The organism is Corynebacterium heidelbergense, assembly GCF_028609845.1.
In the GTDB taxonomy this organism is placed as follows: domain Bacteria; phylum Actinomycetota; class Actinomycetes; order Mycobacteriales; family Mycobacteriaceae; genus Corynebacterium; species Corynebacterium heidelbergense.
In genome coordinates, this window is sequence record NZ_CP063191.1 from 1,331,008 (window position 1) to 1,349,362 (window position 18,355).

The 18,355-nt window shown below is 67.1% G+C and carries 15 protein-coding genes; 5 read left to right on the plus strand and 10 right to left on the minus strand.

The features are described from left to right. Window positions 1-126: 126 nt before the first annotated feature. From CHEID_RS05905 to mqo, 3 genes are all read right to left on the minus strand, one after another. Window positions 127-1,626 (minus strand): MFS transporter, encoded by a 1,500-nt coding sequence (locus CHEID_RS05905; RefSeq protein WP_238599392.1) that lies wholly within the window; start codon window positions 1,624-1,626, stop codon window positions 127-129. A 68-nt stretch (window positions 1,627-1,694) separates the two neighbouring features. Beyond that, entirely contained in the window at window positions 1,695-2,741 is a 1,047-nt protein-coding gene (cobA, locus tag CHEID_RS05910) for a uroporphyrinogen-III C-methyltransferase (RefSeq protein WP_273660976.1), read from the minus strand. Between the two features lie 97 nt (window positions 2,742-2,838). Then, complete coding sequence (gene mqo, locus CHEID_RS05915; protein WP_238599437.1) at window positions 2,839-4,323, minus strand: malate dehydrogenase (quinone); 1,485 nt, start codon at window positions 4,321-4,323, stop codon at window positions 2,839-2,841. A 245-nt stretch (window positions 4,324-4,568) separates the two neighbouring features. On the opposite strand from mqo, the gene CHEID_RS05920 reads away from it, so the two are divergent. Continuing rightward, window positions 4,569-5,822: an alpha/beta hydrolase gene (locus CHEID_RS05920; RefSeq protein ID WP_112770336.1), complete on the plus strand. Its 1,254-nt coding sequence runs from the start codon at window positions 4,569-4,571 to the stop codon at window positions 5,820-5,822. Then, on the plus strand, window positions 5,819-7,273 hold the full coding sequence (mtr, locus tag CHEID_RS05925; protein ID WP_273660977.1) for a mycothione reductase: 1,455 nt from the start codon (window positions 5,819-5,821) through the stop codon (window positions 7,271-7,273). The genes CHEID_RS05920 and mtr overlap by 4 nt, the downstream gene beginning before the upstream one ends. On the opposite strand, the gene map is transcribed toward mtr, so the two are convergent. From map to CHEID_RS05945, 4 genes are read right to left on the minus strand one after another with little or no spacing between them, the layout of a single operon-like run. After that, the gene (gene map / locus CHEID_RS05930; protein WP_112770212.1) at window positions 7,270-8,133 is read right to left on the minus strand and encodes a type I methionyl aminopeptidase; all 864 of its coding nucleotides are present in this window, start codon (window positions 8,131-8,133) and stop codon (window positions 7,270-7,272) included. The genes mtr and map overlap by 4 nt on opposite strands. 45 nt (window positions 8,134-8,178) lie before the next feature. Next, window positions 8,179-10,020 (minus strand): penicillin-binding transpeptidase domain-containing protein, encoded by a 1,842-nt coding sequence (locus CHEID_RS05935; protein ID WP_112770213.1) that lies wholly within the window; start codon window positions 10,018-10,020, stop codon window positions 8,179-8,181. A gap of 48 nt (window positions 10,021-10,068) precedes the next feature. Continuing rightward, on the minus strand, window positions 10,069-10,782 hold the full coding sequence (locus tag CHEID_RS05940; RefSeq protein WP_112770214.1) for a LuxR C-terminal-related transcriptional regulator: 714 nt from the start codon (window positions 10,780-10,782) through the stop codon (window positions 10,069-10,071). Further along, window positions 10,782-12,047 (minus strand): sensor histidine kinase, encoded by a 1,266-nt coding sequence (locus CHEID_RS05945; RefSeq protein ID WP_112770215.1) that lies wholly within the window; start codon window positions 12,045-12,047, stop codon window positions 10,782-10,784. The genes CHEID_RS05940 and CHEID_RS05945 overlap by 1 nt, the downstream gene beginning before the upstream one ends. Before the next feature lie 125 nt (window positions 12,048-12,172). On the opposite strand from CHEID_RS05945, the gene CHEID_RS05950 reads away from it, so the two are divergent. Continuing rightward, a complete protein-coding gene (locus tag CHEID_RS05950) occupies window positions 12,173-13,153 on the plus strand; it encodes an ABC transporter permease (protein ID WP_112770216.1) in 981 nt (326 codons plus the stop codon). A 74-nt stretch (window positions 13,154-13,227) separates the two neighbouring features. Continuing rightward, window positions 13,228-13,974 carry an ABC transporter ATP-binding protein gene (locus tag CHEID_RS05955; RefSeq protein WP_112770291.1) on the plus strand — a complete coding sequence of 249 codons (747 nt, stop codon included), beginning with the start codon at window positions 13,228-13,230 and terminating at the stop codon, window positions 13,972-13,974. Here the strand turns inward: CHEID_RS05955 and ispG are convergent. From ispG to dxr, 3 genes are all read right to left on the minus strand, one after another. Beyond that, a complete protein-coding gene (gene ispG, locus CHEID_RS05960; RefSeq protein WP_112770287.1) occupies window positions 13,971-15,131 on the minus strand; it encodes a flavodoxin-dependent (E)-4-hydroxy-3-methylbut-2-enyl-diphosphate synthase in 1,161 nt (386 codons plus the stop codon). The two genes, CHEID_RS05955 and ispG, sit on opposite strands and share 4 nt — an antisense overlap. A gap of 96 nt (window positions 15,132-15,227) precedes the next feature. After that, window positions 15,228-16,490 carry a M50 family metallopeptidase gene (locus CHEID_RS05965; RefSeq protein ID WP_112770288.1) on the minus strand — a complete coding sequence of 421 codons (1,263 nt, stop codon included), beginning with the start codon at window positions 16,488-16,490 and terminating at the stop codon, window positions 15,228-15,230. Beyond that, entirely contained in the window at window positions 16,475-17,665 is a 1,191-nt protein-coding gene (gene dxr / locus CHEID_RS05970; RefSeq protein WP_112770289.1) for a 1-deoxy-D-xylulose-5-phosphate reductoisomerase, read from the minus strand. The genes CHEID_RS05965 and dxr overlap by 16 nt, the downstream gene beginning before the upstream one ends. A 103-nt stretch (window positions 17,666-17,768) precedes the next feature. Between dxr and CHEID_RS05975 the strand changes: the two genes are divergently transcribed. Then, window positions 17,769-18,344, plus strand: coding sequence for a DUF2631 domain-containing protein (locus CHEID_RS05975; protein ID WP_112770290.1), 576 nt, complete (start codon window positions 17,769-17,771; stop codon window positions 18,342-18,344). Window positions 18,345-18,355: the final 11 nt, after the last annotated feature.

Here is an 18,355-nt window from a genome sequence, read left to right on the forward strand (position 1 = left end):
TAGCTAAGTCAGGGGAGATGGGGATGGGGGAGCCACCAGAATTGTTTTTCCCCACTGTAGGCGCGGGTTGTTTCCGGTCGCATTGCCCCTATGTTGCGATTGGGCTAACGGTGTCCCTAAGAACAACTACCCGGACTGGGCCGCAGCCTCGGCTTTTTTGCCCTCCGCAACCTCCGCGGGCGTGAATCGAACCCACACCAGAGCCACGACCGCCATGATCCCGGCCAATCCGGCACAAACCAACAGGGATTGGGTGTACCCCGCAGCCAGGGCATCCCGAATCGCAGGGGACAGGGCACCGCGCTCCTGCACCGCCGGATAGGCCCCGGCCAGCAGGGACCTCGTGCGGCTCTCCCCCACCGCGGCCGCAGCGGCCAAACCAAGCGGCCCACCCAAGGTCTGCGCGACCAAAGAGGTGGCGGTCAGCGGTCCTACGTCCTCCGGCCGCACCCCCGCGACCACACACAACGTCAGCGGGATGAGCGCCAGGCCAACCCCCGTGGCGATGGTGAGGATAGTGGGCAACAAATGCAGCCAATAACCGCTGTGCGCATCCAGCGTCTGGGCGAAGAAGAACCCGGCAAGCATAAACATCCCACCTGCGGCGATGAGGAACTTTGGCGCGATCGTACGCACCGCCTGGCCGGCCACCCAGGCCCCGAGCCCCAGGCCCACGGCAAAGGGGATGAAGGCGAACCCGGAGGCCAAGGGGGTGTACCCCAGGGACTCCTGCACGAACAGCGCTACCTGCACCGTCATGGCCATCAATACCGCCCCGGCCAATACCAGGCACACGAAGACCACCGTGCGGCGGCGATCCCGGAACAGGTGCAGCGGCAGCACGCCCGTGCTGGTGGAACGCTGGGAGCGGAAGAAGGCGACCAGTACGGCTGCGCCGACGACGATCGGCAGGATCACCAGGGGCCGACCCCACCCGGTACCCCCCATGGACAGGCCGAACACCAGCAGGGTGGACGCCACCGTCGCCAGAACTGCCCCGGTGACGTCCAGCTTGATCTGCCGCTGCGGGGGCACCACGGTCAGCGCCCGCAACCCCCCGATGACGATGAAGACCCCGATCGGCACGTTCAACCAGAAGATCCAGCGCCAGGAGACCTCCGTCAGCGCGCCGCCGAGGATGAGGCCGGAGACGGACCCCAGCCCGGTCATCGCCGCGAAAACGGAAAAGGCCTGGTTGCGGGTTTTCCCCGGGGCGAAGGTCACCACGATGAGCGCCATGGCCACCGGGGAGGCCACCGCCGCGCCCACCCCCTGCAGCACGCGCGCGGCCTGAAGGGTCACCGGGCCCGTGGCGAGCCCGCACAGCAGGCTGGCGGCCGTGAAGGCCCCCACTCCCCCAAGAAACATGCGCTTACGGCCGAAGGCATCGCCCAGGCGCCCGCCGAGCAGCAACAACCCCCCATAGGCCAGGGCATAGGCCAGCACCACCCAACTGCGCAGTTGATCGCTGAGGCCCAGCTCTACCTGCATGCGGTTGAGCGCGAGATTGACCACCGTGCCGTCCAAGACGACCATGAACTGCAACGCGGAGAGCACGATCAGCGGCAGGCCCAAGGCGGAGCCGGTCACCGGGTAGGTGTGCTGCTGCGGAGAAGGGGATGTCACTGTGGGGAAGTCCTCACGTTGTCGTCACTGGCGAAAATGGGGGGCGGGGACAGGTTGGCACATCGCGTTTACTTCGCCACGCGCCGGGTGGCGGCGTCCCCCACCACAAAGATGGCCGGGGCCCCCACCTCCCCCACCCCGTCGCTGGCCAGCGTGCCCAACGTCGTGTGAGATACGCGCTGCTGCGGGGTGGAGGCGGATTCGATCGCCGCGACAGCAACCTGGGGGGACCGCCCGCACCGGATGAGTTCGGCGGCGATGGCGGGGGCATTCTTTACCGCCATGATCAGGACGAGGGAGCCGCGCATTTGGGCCACCACATCCCAGCGGACCAGGGACTTTGGGTGCCCCGGGGGAAGGTGGCCGGAGATGATAGTGACTTCGTGCACCAAACCGCGGTGGGTCAGGGACAGACCGGCCAGGGCGGGGGCGGAAGTTGCCGAGGTCACGCCGGGGATGACGGTGTACGGGATCCCCGCCTGCGCGCAAGCCTCCGCCTCCTCGAAGCCCCGGCCGAAGATGAACGGGTCCCCGCCCTTGAGGCGCACAACGTGCTTGCCCTGGCTGGCATGGGAGACGATGAGCTCGTTGATCTTGTCCTGGCTGACCTGCTTGCCGTAGGGCAGTTTGGACACGTCGATGAGCTCCGCGCCCTCGCGGGCGGCTTCTTCGGCCAGGTGGAAGGGGCCGAGGTGATCGGCGAGAACGACGTCCGCCTCCGCCACCGCGCGTTTACCCGCGACGGTGATGAGGTCTGCAGAGCCCGGGCCCCCACCCACCAAGGTCACCCGCCCCGGTGACGGTTTCTCGGCGGAACCAGAGCGGGGGAAAAGGTCCCGGCCCCGGTGGTCTTCCACGGGCAGGCCGTGGTGCGCCGCCCAGTCCAGGACGCGCTCGGCGTCCTCATCCGGGGTGCGACCGGGAATGAGGCAGAGCTGGACCGGGCGGGGGCCAAAGGCGGTGGGAACTGCCAGCCCCTCCCGGTCCCCTCCACCCAGGCGGGCGGGCGAGACGATGGTGGGACTAGCGCCCTGCTCGGCGACGCGCTGAGCTGCGAGATCCGCACCGGGGCCCTCGGCAATCAGGACGGCACTGCGAGTGAGGTGGAGTGTCATAGTGGCAGTCGAGAAATGGGAAAGGTGGGAGAGGCGGGCGAGCGCTCCCCCTACGTCCTCTCCCCTTCCCGCTGATGGGCTGTGCAGCCGACCCGCGTTAGGCCAGCTTCAGGGACTTTTGGGAACGCTCCCACTGCTGGGAGAACAGCTCCGGGTTGCGGGCCAGGCGGGTGCCGTAGGAGGGGATCATCTCCTTGAGCTTGGGGCCCCACTCCCCCATGTACTGGCCGAAGCACCGCTCCAGCACCTCCACCATGGCGGCGGGGGCGATGGAGGCACCCGGAGACGCACCCATGAGCCCGGCGATTGTGCCCTGGGAGTTGTTGATCAGCGCCGTGCCGAACTCCAGGGACCCGAACTTGGGGGCACCGATGGGCTTAATCACCTGCACGCGCTGCCCGGCGATGACCAGCTCCCAATCCTCCGGATTGGCCTCCGGCATGTAGGCCTGAAGTGCGGCCACCTTGGCCTTGTGATCCTTGAGCACCTCCTCGATGAGGTACTTCGTCAGGCCCAGCTCCTGCAGGCCCACACCCACCATGGAGGGCAGGTTGTTGGGACGCAGGGACTTGAACAGGTCAAGGAACGTGCCTTGCTTCAGGAACTTGGGGGTCCACCCGGCGTAGGGCCCGAACAGCAGACCGCGCTTGCCGTCGATCACGCGGGTATCGAGGTGCGGCACGGACATCGGGGGCGCCCCGATCTCCGGTCGGCCGTAGACCTTCGCGTCGTGCTGGTTGATGAGCTCCTCGTTCGTGCAGCGCAGCCACTGACCGGAGACGGGGAAGCCGCCGTAGCCCTTGATCTCGCGGATGCCGGCCTTCTGCAGTAGTGGCAGGGCCATGCCGCCGGCGCCAATGAAAACGAAGTTCGCGGTGACTGCCGTGGATTCACCGGTGTGCAGGTTCTTCGTGGTGACTTGCCACTTCTCCCCCATCTGATCGATGGCGGTGACCTGGTTGCCGTAGCGCACCTCCACACCCTCGGAGGTCACGGCGTCCAGGTACTGACGGGTCAGGGCACCGTAGTTGATGTCCGTGCCGTCCTCGAACCAGGAGATCGCGACGGGCTCGGTAAAGTCCCGGCCCCGAGCCATGATCGGCAGGAACTCGGTGAACTTCTCCTCGGACTCGGAGTGCTGCATGTTGGGAAAGAGCGGGTGATCCTTGAGGGCCTCGTAGCGGGCGCGCAGGAAGTCCACCTGGTCCATGCCATGGGCGAAGGAGACGTGGGGCACCCGGTTAATGAACTCGCTGGGATCTCCCAGGACGCCCTGCTCCACGAGGAAGCTCCAGAACTGGCGGGAGACCTGGAACTTCTCGTTGACGCCCACGGCCTTGGAGATGTCCACCTTGCCCCGGACCTCCGGGGTGTAGTTCAACTCGCAGAGGGCGGAGTGGCCGGTACCGGCGTTGTTCCAGGGGTTGGAGGATTCGGCGCCTGGAGTGTCCAGCCGCTCGACAATTAACTGGCTCCACTCCGGCTGGAGCTGCTTGAGCATGACTGACAGGGTCGCGGAGATCACTCCGGCGCCAACTAGAAGGACGTCGACTGAATCCTTGGCGGACGTATTCGTTGCCACGTTTAACTCATTCCTTATACCGGCCGAGACACACGGCTTGGCCTTCGCGATGAGACTGACCCCCGAGGGTGATCCATCCCCCGCGCACGTCATGAGCGGGTCAGGAAAAAGGGAGGGCCAGGCGCTGATCAGGGTTGCTGGGTCACCCCAACTCTACGCCCCAGGGGTCCGGAAGCAATATCCCATCGGTGTAAGCCGCCCGGTCGCGCCCCACCCCCCGCGAAGCCCCGGTATACGATGGCCGGGTGAGCAGCGCCAATCCCACACCCGCGGCCGCCGATCCGACCAGCCGATTCAGCCGTGCGGAGATCACCTCCCACCTCGGCTCGGAGGAACCGACCCCCAGCGTGGCCTCCCTTGTATTCGAACCCGATGACCTGGGCCCGGGTTTCCAGCGCCACCTCGTGGAGATGGGGCCCGATCCGGACGGCGAAACGCCGGTCCGCCTCGCCCTCATTCGCTACCGGCCGGACGAATCGGACCGCGACTTCTTCTACCGCCCCGCCGTGATCTTCATCCACGGCATGACGGATTACTTCTTCCACGCTCACGTGGCCCACGAGCTGCACGCCCGCGGGTACGCCGTATACGGCCTGGACCTGCGCAAGTGCGGTCGGGCCTGGCGGGAGGGCCAAACGTGGCACCACGTGACGGACCAGGCCTTGTACGACGAGGACATCACAATTGCCGGCACGCTGATCGCCGCAGCCCACGGGAGCGTCGTGGTGGAGGGGCATTCCACCGGCGGACTGAATGTGGCCACCTGGGCCGGTCGGCTCAATGCCGCCGCCGAAGCCCACCCCGACGGCCCCGAGGCGCAGTTGCAACAGCATCTGCGCGGCGTGGTGCTCAACAGTCCATGGCTCGGCCTGCAATTGGACCCGGTGAGCGCCTTCGTCTCCACCTACATCTTCCCCCTCCTCATCAAGGTCTTTCCGGACCTCGGAGTCCCGGGGGGCATCACTCCGGCCTATGGCCGTTCCCTGCACATCAGCGAGCACGGCGAGTGGGATTACGACCTGCGCTACAAGCCCCTGGCACCCCGGCCGAAAAAGGCCTCTTGGCTCGTGGGGGTCATCCGCCAGCAGCGCGGTTTCATGCGCCATCCCATGAACACCGGGGTGCCCACAATCATGTTCACTTCGGAGCGCCACCACTTCGCCAAGCACTTTTCGCTCACCCAATTGCCTCCCACCCTCATCAACCGGTGGGCTCCGCAACGGGCGCAGTCGAACATGCCCAGCATCGAATCCCGGCGGGCCGCGACAGATGGGGCGGACCTCATCCTGAAGCCCAAGCAGATGCGCGCCCGGATTGGTCGCCTGGCTCCCCACGCGGAAATTGTCGTGCTCAAGGACGCGTTGCACGACGTGTTCCTCTCCCGCCGCGCTGTCCGGGACCGGGCGATCAACGAACTCGCCGAGTGGTTAGCGCAGGTGGCCCCTGCACCCCACCGCCCATCTGTCCCCCAAACCTCAGAGAGTTGTGCTCCCCGATGACTTCCCCTTCCAATAACTCCCCCTCCCCCGATACGACCCCCGCGCCCCTCGCCGCCTCCAGCACGGCACCGGAGCACTTCGACATCATCATTGTAGGCACTGGCTCCGGCAATTCCATTCCCGGGGAGCACTTCCACCACAAGCGCGTTGCCATCGTGGAGGAATCGACCTTCGGCGGCACGTGCATCAACGTGGGGTGTATTCCGACGAAAATGTTTGTCCACGCCGCAGATGTGGCCCGGGATTTTGCCGATAGCGAGCGCCTTAGTCTCCACGGTTCTTTTGACGGTGTCGATTGGAAACACTTACAGCAGCGCATTTTCGGCCAGCGGATCGATCCCATTGCCCAATCGGGGGAGGAATACCGCCGCGGATCGCAAACCCCAAACATCACGTTGTTTTCCGGACGGGCGGCTTTCGTGGCCCCCCGCACGCTCCAGATTGGGGAGGGTCCCATCATCACGGGCGATAACGTGGTGCTGGCCACCGGTGGGCGCCCCATGATTCCCCGACCGATTGCCGAATCCGGCGTGCCCTACTACACGAACGACAACGTCATGCGCATGGAGCGGCTGCCGAAGTCCATGATCATCGTGGGCGCGGGCATTATTGCCGTGGAATTCGCCCACGTGTTCAGCGCATTCGGCACGGCTGTCACCGTGCTGGCCCGGGGGGAGAACCTCCTGCGGAAGATGGACGAGACCCTCGTGGATCGCTTCAACTCGGTGGCGGATGCGCAGTGGGAAACCCGCCGGAATACGGAGATTGTCTCGGCCCGGGAAGAATCGGGCGAGATCATTGCCACCTTGAGCGACGGCTCCGACATTCGCGCCGAAGCACTTTTGGTGGCGACCGGTCGCGTCAATAATTCCGATCGCCTTAACGCCCCGGCTGGTGGCGTCCAACTTGCCGATGATGGCCGGATCATCACCGATGAATTCGGACGCACCAGCGACCCCGCCGTTTTTTCTCTTGGGGACGCCACCAACACATTTGAACTGAAACACGTCGCGAATGCCGAAGCGCGCGTCGTCGCCCATAATCTGCTGCATCCGCAGGATCTCCGGCGCTTCAACCACGACTTTGTACCCAGCGGCATCTTCACGCATCCGCAGATTGCCACCGTCGGGATGACCGAGGAAGAAGCCCGCTCCACCGCTTCCGAGCGCAAGGCGGACGTTGTCGTGAAAGTCCAGGAGTACTCGGACGTCGCCTACGGCTGGGCCCTGGAGGACACCACCGGGTTCTGCAAGATCATCGCCGACCGCAACAGCGGGTACATCCTGGGAGCTCACATCATGGGCCCCCAGGCCACCACGCTCATCCAGGAGCTCGTGACCGCCATGGCCTTCCGCCTGGATTACCGCGAGGTGGCCCGGGGCCAGTACTGGCCTCACCCGGCGCTCACGGAAGTCGTGGAGAATGCCCTGCTCGGCCTCGACGAGGGCTAATCTTCGAGCTGGGTAAGCACCTCACAGCCCTCGGGGGTCACCACCAGCGTGTGCTCGAACTGGGCGGTCCACTTGCGGTCGCGGGTCTGCACCGTCCAGTCGTCCTCCCACACGTCGTAGGCCAGGCCGCCGAGGTTGATCATCGGCTCGATGGTCAACGTCATCCCCGGCTCCAGGACAGTTTTCTGGTGCGGCTCCTCGTAGTGCAGGATCACAAGGCCATTGTGGAACGTCGTGCCGATACCGTGGCCGGTGAAGTCCCGCACCACGGAGTACCCGAAGCGCTTGGCGTAGGCCTCGATCACCCGTCCGATCACGTTGATCTCCCGGCCGGGGCGCACCGCCTTAATGCCCCGCCACAGGGCCTTCTCCGTCCGCTCGACGAGGAGACGGTGTTCCTCCGACACATCCCCGGCGAGGAAGGTAGCGTTCGTATCGCCGTGGACCCCCTGGTAGTAGGCGGTCACGTCGATGTTGACGATGTCCCCATCCTCCACCACGGTCGTATCCGGGATGCCGTGGCAGATGATCTCGTTGAGGCTGACACAGCAGCTCTTGGGGTAGTTGCGGTAGCCCAGCGTGGAGGGATACGCCCCGTGATCGCACATATACTCGTGGGCAACCTGGTCTAAGTAATCGGTGGTTGCGCCGGGAGCCACTGCCTCCCCCGCCGCCCGCAGGGCCCCGGCAGCGATCCGGCTGGCCTCCCGCATGGCGGCGATGGTCTCCTCCGTCTGCACCCAGGGCTCCCCCACGTTCTCCTGGACCGAATCCTGCCAGGCGTATTCCGGGCGGGGGATCCCATCCGGGACGTGGCGCAGCGGGGTGGGGTTACCGGGTTGGAGGGGGCTTCTGGTCATGGAAACCGATGGTACTCAGAGGGCCGAGGCCGTCGGCGTAAGGGGTTAACCCTCTGCGGCGGGCGCGGGCGAACCCTGATCGGGCCCCTTGTCCATGTTCGCGAAGAAGTGGTTGGTCACGCTCACCGCGGACTCGGAGCCGCCCCCGTAGACGATGAGCGTGGCGAAGGCCAGGTCCCCCCGATATCCCGTGAACCAGGCATGCGAGCCGTTGTTCACTTCCGCCTCACCCGTCTTGCCGAACACTTCACCGGACCCAGCGATACCCCGGGCCGTACCGGTGGTGACCACCGCGCGCATCATCGACCGCAACTGGTCCACCTTCCCAGGATCCAGCGGCTGGGCGGCTTGATTTTTACTGCGAGTCTGGTGGTTGCCCCCGGAGATGAGGTAGGGCGTAGGCATGGACCCGCGCTGGGCCGTCGCAGAGACGAGGGCCATGCCGAAGGGGCTGGCCAGATCCAGGCCCTGGCCGTAGCCGGCCTCGGTGCGGTCCAGCAGCACATCCCCGCGCGGGACGGACCCAGTGAAGGTGTCTAGCCCGTCGATGGTGAAATCCACACCGAGTCCGAACTGGGAGGCCACGCCCGCGAGCTGGCCCGGGGCCAAACCGCTGGAGACATTAGCGAAGGTCGTGTTGCAGGAAGCCGCGAAGGCCCTCTGCAAAGTGGTGGTGCCCAGGGAGAACCCGTTGTAGTTGGTCACCACTCGTCCCCCGATGTTCTGGGTTCCGGGGCAGTTCACGGTGGAATCCGGGGACAAGTCTTGGTGGCTCAGCCCGGCGTAGGCGGTGAGGATCTTGAAGGTGGAGCCCGGGGGGTACTGGCCCATGAGGGCTACGTTGCCGTCCTCGTCGGCCTTCGCGGTCTGGGCCACCGCCAGCACTTCCCCCGTGGAGGGGCGCAGAACCACCATCATCGCCTTGGCGTCCCCGCGCGTATCCACCGCTGCCTGGGCGGCATCTTGAACGTTCTTGGCCAGGGAGACGTGGACGGCGGGGGCCGGGTTGGGGTCCGCGCCGTCCAGTTGCTTGACCTCGGCGCCGTTGGCCGTGACGGCGGCGACTTTCCAGCCGTTCGCGCCCTGTAGGTCCTTGTCCACCAGAGTGGAGACCCGGCTCATGATGTCCGGGGCGAAGCCCGGGTCCGGGCGCACCAGCGCGGATTCCTGGTTGACCCGGACCCCGTCGAAACCCGCGAGAGCGGCGGCGAGCTTCGGTCCCTGCACCTCCCCGAGCGTAACGACGGAGAACTGGCCGTTGACCCCCTTTGCCTCTGCCGCGAGCGCCGCGGGGTCGATGCGCGGCACCGCGGGGTCCGTCGCACGCAACCCGTCCAGTTGCGCGGCCACGCGATCCAGGGTGCCCCGCACGTCTTTCACTTTCTTCGTGTCCACCAGCACCCGGTAGGCGGACCCGGGGGCCAGCAGGACGGCCCCGTCGGAACCCACAACGCTGGCCGTCTGGGCCGGCACCGCCCGCAGCTCCAGGTGTTGGTTCGCGCCGAGGGCGGGGTGGAGCACACTCGGCTGCCAGCGCACCGTCCACTTGGAGCCGGACTTCGTCAACGTCATGGTGGAGCCGTACCTCATGTGGCGGTCCCCCGGCAGGTCCCAGTCCATGCTGTAGTGGGCGGTGGCGGTGTTGCCGTTCGTGTCCACCTTGTCCAGGTGGGTGGCTAACCCCTCGGCTTGCAGCTTGTCCCACGACTGGTCGATGGCGTCGTTCGCCGTGGCCGCATTATCGGTGAGATCTCCCGGCTTGGAGTGGCTCGCTAGGTCCTGCAGGAACTTTTCTGCGGTGTCGTCGGCCACGTCCGGGCGGGGCGTGCACGCGGCCGAAAACAGCAGGCCAGTGAGCACGAGGGTGGAAAAGACACGGCGACGCATGGGCGTCAGGTTAACACCGCGTACCGCCCGCGAGCTGCTGGCGCGCCCTCAGAGGATGCCCTTCTCGCGGGCAGTGGCCACGGCCCCAGTCCGGTTGCTCACGCCCAATTTGGTGAAGATGTGGCCGAGGTGGCTTTTGATGGTGGCCTCGGTGAGCACCAGAGTGCGGGCGATCTCCCGGTTGCTGCGTCCATCGCCGACGAGGCGCAGAACGTCCATCTCCCTGGGGGTCAGCGCCTCCGCCGGGTTATTCAACCGGCCCATGAGTTTTCCCATAACCTGCTGACTCATCACCGCTTCCCCGCGGGCCGCCTTGTGAATGCCGGCCACAAGGTCCTCCGGCGGGCAGTCCTTGAGCAGGTACCCCACGGCCCCGGCGGAGACCGCCCCCACCACTTCCCCGTCGGAGGAGTAGTTCGTCACCACCAGCACTTGCGGGGGATTGGCCAGCGCCCGCAGCCGTTGGGTGGCCTGAACTCCCCCGGCCCCGGCACCTGCGGCGTTGCTGGGGGATTGCCCGAAGCGGAGGTCCATGAGCACCACGTCCACCCGCTCCGAGCTCTCGGCCAGGCGCGTCACCTGACGCACCGCCTCTTCGGGGCTCTCCACGAGGCCCACCACCCGAATATCCTCGCTGCCGGGCACGGAGGTCAGCACGGCCTGCAGCCCGGCGCGGACCACCGGGTGGTCATCGGCGATGAGAACGTTGATGACGCCCCCTCCCCCGCGCGCCGGTTGAGCTGCCGCTGAGTTAGATACCATCAGTCGTCTCCTCCCTGTGGTGGGGTGCGATCGCTCGTGGAAGCGGGGATGCTCACGGACACGCCGGTGCCCCCGCCGACGCTGGATTCCACGGTCATTTGCCCACCGAGTGACCGCACCCGCGTGTTTACCCCTGCGAGGCCGGATGTCCGTCCCCGATCCCCCTGGGGGTCCAGGTCCACCTGCTGCGGGTCGAATCCGGTGCCGTTGTCCACGACGTCCACGGACACGCATTCCGGGTGGTAGGTCAGCGTGACCCGGCCGCTGCCCCCGGAGTGCCGCACGACGTTGGATACAAGGGACTGGGTGACGCGAACGATGGTGTTCTCCACCTCCGGGGGCAACTGGCGAGGGGAGCCGTCGATGTCGAAGCGCAGGTCCGTTCCCAGGGGCGTGCTCGAGCAGATCCGGGCCAGCGCTACCGGAAGTTCCGCGCTGGTCAACGGGGCGGGCTGAAGGGCCGCAATGATTCGGCGGGTCTCGGTGAGGTTATCGCTGGCGGTTTGCTTGGCCAGGGCGATCTGCTGCGCGGCGGTGGCCTCGTGCCCGGCCGGCAGGCTGGATTCCACAGCGGAGAGCAGCATGTGGATGGAGGACAACCCCTGGGCCACGGTGTCGTGGATCTCCCCGGCCAGCCGCGCCCGCTCGTCCGTCTCCCCCGCCCGCCGGGAGGCGGCCAGGGCCTCGGCCCGGGCGGCGACGAGGGCATCCATCGCCTCCGCGCGCGCCTGCGCCTCCGCGTAGAGCAGGCGGAAGCCCACACCCAGGACCCAGGCCACGCCCGCGCCGATGATGGGCCCCACCATGGCACCTAGGTTGATCGCCCCCGAGTTCTTCGCCTCCAGGTGCACGGCGAGCACCGCCACCACGGCCAGGGTGAGCAGCACGATGGCCACCCCGCTGGCCAGCGGCCGCAGGAAGCGCACGAGGACGAAGAACAGGGGGAAGGCCACGAACGCCGCGTCGACCTCCGCGATGGCCATGAACAGCCACGCCGCACACACCGCCACCAGCCACAGCCACACTGGCCAGGGGTGCGCGCCGCCGCCCATCGGTTGTGCGATGTCACCCGCCCGCCGCGCGATGAAGGGCAGTCCGCCGGCATAGGTCACGAGAAAGACCGCGATCCCCACGTAAGCCCAGCCGTTGCTGGCCTGCATAGCGACCAACACGAGCAGCGCGGCGAGCAGGATGTGCAGTGCCCAGGCCAAACCCCGCCATAGACGGTGGAGCAGCTGGGTGCTGGCGGGCGAGGTAGCAGTCATGATGAAATCTTCGCTCAGTGTAGGCCACCGCGCTGGGTCCGGGCGCTTCTCATACTTTTGGTGGAAGCGAACTCCGACCCCTTGGCCGATGTGGCCGGGGCCCGGTGCGCGCGAGACTGAACACTATGTTCCAAGGATTCCGCGAATTGCTGGCCGCGAAAGGCCGGACCCTGCTCATTGTCCTCACCGTGGGGATGATCACGCTCATGGTGACGTTCCTGTCCTCCCTTGCAGGCGGTTTGTCCTACCAGTCCGTCAGCGCGCTGAAGTACCGGCTTGATTCCGTCGCGGGCGCGGATTCCGCCCTCGTTCTCACGGAGGCCGGAGCCGCCCCTTCCTGGTCCTCCTCCCAGCTCACGGATGAGCAGCTCGCGGCGGTAGAGCGCCAGGGCGGTCGCCCCCTGCGCATCGCACGAGACCGGGTGGACGCGGATCCCGTCATCTACCTGTCGGATCCCACTGTTGCCCCCGGAACCGCCGTGGCCAACGCGCCGCTGGTGGCGTCCCACCCCACGGTCAATCCGGGCGGCCACCCCCTGAGCACCAGGCAGGCGGACAGGGACATCTTCTTGGATCACATGCCCGTCATCCGCATTTCGGAGCAGGACGCCACCACCCTGGCGCGCGCCAACGTCGCCGCAGTGCTGGACCACCCCGGGGCCCCGATCCCGGGAACGACCCAGCTACCCGGCTCCCAACGCTGGGAGGCATCCTCCTCCTACCAGGGGGAACAGATGTCCCTGAACCTCATGATTACCCTGCTGTACGTCATCTCCGGCCTGGTCCTGGGGGCCTTCTTCATGGTGTGGACGATGCAGCGGCTGCGGGGGGTATCCATTAGTTCCGCGCTGGGAGCCTCCCGCCGGGTGCTGGCGGCGGATTCCCTGGGCCAGGCGGTCGCGGTGCTCGCACTGGGCATACTCGGCGGCGTGGCCGTGACCGTGGCGGCCGCGAGCGTTATGGGCGGGGCCCTGCCGATCGAGCTCTCCGCGCAGAGCACCGTCAAGCCGATGCTCATCCTGCTGGCCTGCGGGTTGGCCGGTGCCGCCCTGTCTCTGCGCCCGGTGCTGACCACCTCCCCCCGCGCAGCGCTGGCCAACGCCTAGTTCCCCCCACCCACCTCCCCCAAAAATCCGCCGAAAGGACCCCGGTGACAGTCACCATGACCATCACGCAGACCATGAATCACCATAGCCCCGCCCCCACGAGCTCCGCGGCCTCGGGCCTGCGCATGCGCGGCATCACCCTGGATGTGCAGGACGGCTCCCAGCGCCGCCGCATCCTGGACTCCGTGGACTTAGACGTCGCCGCCGGGGAGGTGCTGGGCATCACGGGCCCCTCTGGCTCCGGCAAGTCGACGCTCCTGGCCGTGGCCGGGTGCCTGCAGGCCCCCACCGCGGGACGCGCGCAGCTTCTGCTGGGCGGGGATTCCCCGGAAAGCACCGTCGAGCTCGGCCGGGACACCGGACGCGCGGCGGCCCGGATCCGCCGCAACCACATTGGCTTCGTGTTCCAGCAGCCCAACCTCTGGCCGGCCCTGCGCGTCATGGACCAGCTCCGAGCCGTCAGCCGCCTGGACCGCATCCTGCCGATGCCCCGCTCCGCCCGCCGGGCCGTGGATGCCCGCGCCGCAGAGCTGCTGGAGGCCGTGGGGCTCGCGGATATGGGCGCGCGCCGCGTGGGGGAACTTTCCGGCGGCCAACAGGCCCGGGTGAACGTCGCCCGCGCCCTGATGAACCGGCCGCAGCTACTGCTTGTGGACGAGCCCACGGCCGCCCTGGACACCGCTAGCGGCACCCAGGTGACCCAGCTCATCGAGCGCATGGCCCTGGATAACGGGGCGGCGACCCTCTACGTCTCCCATGACGCAGAGCAACTCGCCGCCCTTAACCGGGTGCTCACCCTCGTGGACGGCAAGGTCGCCTAGCGGGTGACCTTCACCTCCGCCTGGGTGCCTTCCACGGCCTCGAGGCCCTCCTCTTCGGCGATGCGCATCGCCTCTTCGATGAGGGTCTCCACAATCTGATCCTCGGGAACGGTCTTGATGACCTCCCCCTTGACGAAGATCTGGCCCTTGCCGTTGCCGGAGGCCACCCCCAGGTCAGCGTCGCGGGCCTCCCCGGGCCCATTGACCACGCATCCCATGACGGCCACGCGCAGGGGGAACTCGATGCCCTTGAGCCCCTCCGTCACCTGGTCCGCCAGGGTGTACACGTCCACTTGCGCGCGACCGCAGGAGGGGCAGGAGACGATCTCCAGCTTGCGGGGCCGCAGGTTCAGCGATTGGAGGATCTGGTCCCCCACCTTGATCTCCTCCACCGGATCCGCCGACAGGGAGACCCGGATGGTATCGCCGATGCCCTCCGCCAGCAGGGCCCCGAAGGCCACGGAGGACTTAATCGTCCCCTGGAAGGCCGGCCCGGCCTCGGTGACCCCCAGGTGCAGCGGGTAGTCGCTCTTCGCCGCGAGCTGCCGGTAGGCCTCCACCATGATCACCGGGTCGTTGTGCTTCACGGAGATGGCGATGTCCCCGTAGCCGTGTTCCTCGAAGAGCTGCGCCTCCCACAGCGCGGACTCCACCAGCGCCTCTGGGCTGGCCTTCCCGTACTTCTCCAGGATCCGCTTGTCCAGGGAACCGGCGTTCACCCCGATGCGGATGGGAATGCCCGCATCTCCGGCGGCCTTGGCCACCTCCTTGACCCGGCCGTCGAATTCCTTGATGTTGCCGGGGTTCACCCGCACTGCTGCGCAGCCGGCGTCGATGGCCGCGAAGATGTACTTAGGCTGAAAGTGAATGTCCGCGATCACGGGGATCGGGGATTTGCGGGCGATGGCCGGCAGGGCCTCCGCGTCCACCGTCTTGGGGCAGGCCACCCGCACGATGTCGCACCCAGAGGCGGTGAGCTGCGCGATCTGCTGGAGGGTGGCGTTGATGTCGTGGGTCTTCGTGGTGGTCATGGACTGCACCGAGATGGGGTAGTCGCTACCCACGCCCACGTTGCCCACCATAAGTTGGCGGGTCTTCCGGCGCGGGGCCAGGACGGGCGGTGGGGCATCGGGCAGGCCCAGGGGGATGGCGCTCATAGAGGGCTATTCATACCTTTCCGGATCAGGCGAAATTCCTGCGGGGTGTGTACGGGGCCATCCTACTCCCGCTGGCCACCGCTCCCGGTGGGGCATCTAGAACAGGCGCACGGGGTTGACGACGTCCGCAATGATGACAATCGCCCCGAAGACAAGCAGCAACGCACTGGCGGCGTAGGTCAGCGGCATCAGCTTGCGATAATCCACCGGTCCCCCGGGGCCGAGCCCCCGACGGCGGCGCCACCCATCGCGCACCCGCTCCCACAGGACCACCGCGATGTGCCCACCGTCCAGCGGCGGCAGCGGGATGACGTTGAACGCGGCGAGGAAAAGGTTGAGGCTGGCGAGGGTGAGCAGGAAGGACGGCCACTGCTCGTACTCCACCAGCTCCCCGCCGATCCGGGAGGCCCCCACCACGCTCATGGGGGAATCGGCGTCCCGCTGCCCGCCGAAGATCGATTGAATTACCCCGGGGACCTTCGCCGGGATGGAGGCCAGCCCCTGCGCGGTCTTCTCCGTCATCTGCCCGGTGAAGCCCACGGCCCCCGGGATGGCGCTGAGGACGTTGTAGTGCCGAATGCGGTCACCCACCCGATCGACGGTGATGCCCACGGCCCCGGTCGTGGTCTTTTTTTGGGACGCCGTTAACCGCTCGACCAGTGCAACGCGTAGTTCAAGGTCGACAGTGGCCCCGCCCCCACGGCGCACCTGGGCCGGGACCTGGAAGCTGTCGCCCGGCTTCGCGCCGGTCTCCGCCACGTGCTGTGCGGCGGCGGAGTTGAGCGCGGCGACGAAGCCCGGGAAGTCCGCGACCGCCTGGCCGTTGAGGGAGGTGAAGGTATCCCCCGGGCGCACCCCGGACTCCTCGGCGGGCCCGGGTCCGGCGCAGTCGCCCAAGGTGCCGTCGGGGTTTTGGGTGGGGGCCACGCAGGTGGTCGATTGCACCGTGGCCGACTGGGTCGCGTTGAGGTTCGGCAGGCCCCATCCCACGGCGACGGCGAAGACGATGAGCAGGGTCAGCGCGATGTTGACCAAGATCCCGCCGGAGAGCACGAGCACCCGCTGCCACCAGGGCTTGGCGTACATGGCATGTGGGGCTTCCTCGTCGGTGAGCTCCTCCAGTTTCGTCATCCCGGCGATATCGCAGAAACCGCCGACGGGGATGGCTTTCAACCCGTATTCCGTGGGCCCCGAGGCGTGCTGGCGCGTGGTGGACCATAGCGTGGGGCCGAAGCCGATGAAGTAGCGGCGCACCCGCATCCCGCACCGCCGGGCGATGAACATATGCCCGGCCTCGTGGGCCGCGATGGAGATGCCGATGCCGAGAGCGAAAAGGAGGACGCCTAGCGAGAAAGCCACGGGCGCATCCTCTCGTGGGCCTTGCTTCGGGCCTCCCGCTCGGCGGCGAGGACATCCTCCAGGTCCCGGGGCTCGTCCTTGAGGTGCGCGCAGTCCTCCACGACGGCGGCGACGGTATCGACGATCCGGGGGAAGCTCAGCGTTCCGGCGAGGAACTCCACCGCCGCTTCCTCGTTGGCCGCGTTGTACACCGCGGGCATGGTCCCCCCGGCCAGGACGGACTGGCGGGCTAGTTCAACTGCGGGGAAGACCTCCTCGTCGAGGGGCTCGAAGTCCCAGTGGGCGGCGGCGGTGAAGTCCAGCGGGCGCTGGGCCTCTGCCACGCGTTCCGGCCAGCCCAGGGCGAGGCTGATGGGCAGCTTCATGCTGGGCGGGGAGGCCTGCGCGATGGTGGCCCCGTCCACGAAGGTGACCATGGAATGGACGATGGACTGGGGGTGGACGGTGACGATGATGCGGTCCGCGGGGATCTCGAACAGCAGGGAGGCCTCGATAAGCTCCAGGCCCTTGTTGACCATGGTCGCGGAGTTCAGGGTGTTCATCTGGCCCATGGACCAGGTGGGGTGGTGCGCTGCCTGCAGGGGTGTCACCGGTTCCAACTGTTCGCGGGTCCATCCCCGAAAGGGCCCCCCGGAGGCGGTGAGTACGAGGGTGGAGACCTCCCGGCAGGTGCCCGAGCGCAGGCACTGGGCCATCGCGGAGTGCTCCGAGTCCACCGGCACCAACTGGCCCTCGTCGGCGGCCGAGGTGACCAGGTGCCCCCCGGCGACGAGCGATTCCTTGTTGGCTAGGGCCAGGCGGGCAGGGGTGCCCAGCGCCGCGAGGGTGGCATCCAGGCCCAATGAACCGACGAGGGCATTGAGGATGACGTCGGTGTGCTCCAGGCGGTCGGCCCAACTCTCGATGAGCCGTTTTGCGGAATCGACGCCCCTAATCGTGCGCCCCTTGAGCTGCGAATCCAGAAAATCCGCAGTGTGCTCGCTGGACACCGCGACCCGATCGGCACTGAGGTGGAAGGTGGTGGCCTGCTCCAACATCAGCTCCGGCTTGGAGCCGTTGGCGCAGATCCCCACCAGCTCAAAGCGGTCCTGGTTGGCCGCGATGACCTCGAGGGCCTGTGTGCCGATGGACCCTGTGCTTCCGAGAACTATGACGCGCGTCTTCACCCGGACTATTGTTCCACGGATCGGGTGGCGGTTATCACGCCACCCCGTGCGGGGGTTTAATGCAGACCACGGCGCGATGGTGTGCCACTATAGATCTGTTGACAACTGTCGTATGGAACTTGCCGGCGCCGGTGAGTTTCACCAACTCCAGGAGGAAGCTGTGGGCGACCACTCCAAGCCAGAATCTCTCGCGGTCCCTGCTCAGGCGGATTCTCGCACCCACGCGGCGGGCAGCGAATCCCACGTTGAAAGCGCTCCGGCGCACTCCCACGCCGCTGCTGCCCACGGCGGTCACGAGCAGCACTACGAGGTCTTCGACAATGTCTCTGAGGCGGAAGTGCCCTCGGCTCGCTGGGGTTGGTCCATGCTGAAGAAGCGCGGGGTGATCATCGCGGGTCTCCTCGGTGGCCTCTTTCTGCTCGCGATGCTGTTCGGCAACCACAAGGGCAACGTGGAGAACTACTGGCTGATCGGCCTGGCCATTGTGACCTTCCTGGGAACGCTCTGGGTCGCCTTCCAGCCCACCCTCACCCAGAAGCAGACTGTGACCGCCCGGAACCAGCCGGTGGGCCACGTGGAGCCGGAGTGGGCCCGCGACCAGCACAACCTCACTGGCGTGTACGCCAAGCTCACCCGGGAGGAACTCGCCGCCCTCAACCAGGGCGGCCACGAGCCCGAGAGCCACTAGAACACGCTAGC

Bases quoted from the DNA above. Each gene is read 5' to 3' on its own strand.
- map (WP_112770212.1), bottom strand. From the start codon at position 8,133: ATGACCAGAAGCCCCCTCCAACCCGGTAACCCCACCCCGCTGCGCCAC.
- CHEID_RS05950 (WP_112770216.1), top strand. From the start codon at position 12,173: ATGTTCCAAGGATTCCGCGAATTGCTGGCCGCGAAAGGCCGGACCCTG.
- cobA (WP_273660976.1), bottom strand. From the start codon at position 2,741: ATGACACTCCACCTCACTCGCAGTGCCGTCCTGATTGCCGAGGGCCCC.
- CHEID_RS05975 (WP_112770290.1), top strand. From the start codon at position 17,769: ATGGAACTTGCCGGCGCCGGTGAGTTTCACCAACTCCAGGAGGAAGCT.
- mtr (WP_273660977.1), top strand. From the start codon at position 5,819: ATGACTTCCCCTTCCAATAACTCCCCCTCCCCCGATACGACCCCCGCG.
- CHEID_RS05935 (WP_112770213.1), bottom strand. From the start codon at position 10,020: ATGCGTCGCCGTGTCTTTTCCACCCTCGTGCTCACTGGCCTGCTGTTT.
- CHEID_RS05955 (WP_112770291.1), top strand. From the start codon at position 13,228: ATGAATCACCATAGCCCCGCCCCCACGAGCTCCGCGGCCTCGGGCCTG.
- CHEID_RS05940 (WP_112770214.1), bottom strand. From the start codon at position 10,782: ATGGTATCTAACTCAGCGGCAGCTCAACCGGCGCGCGGGGGAGGGGGC.
- CHEID_RS05945 (WP_112770215.1), bottom strand. From the start codon at position 12,047: ATGACTGCTACCTCGCCCGCCAGCACCCAGCTGCTCCACCGTCTATGG.
- ispG (WP_112770287.1), bottom strand. From the start codon at position 15,131: ATGAGCGCCATCCCCCTGGGCCTGCCCGATGCCCCACCGCCCGTCCTG.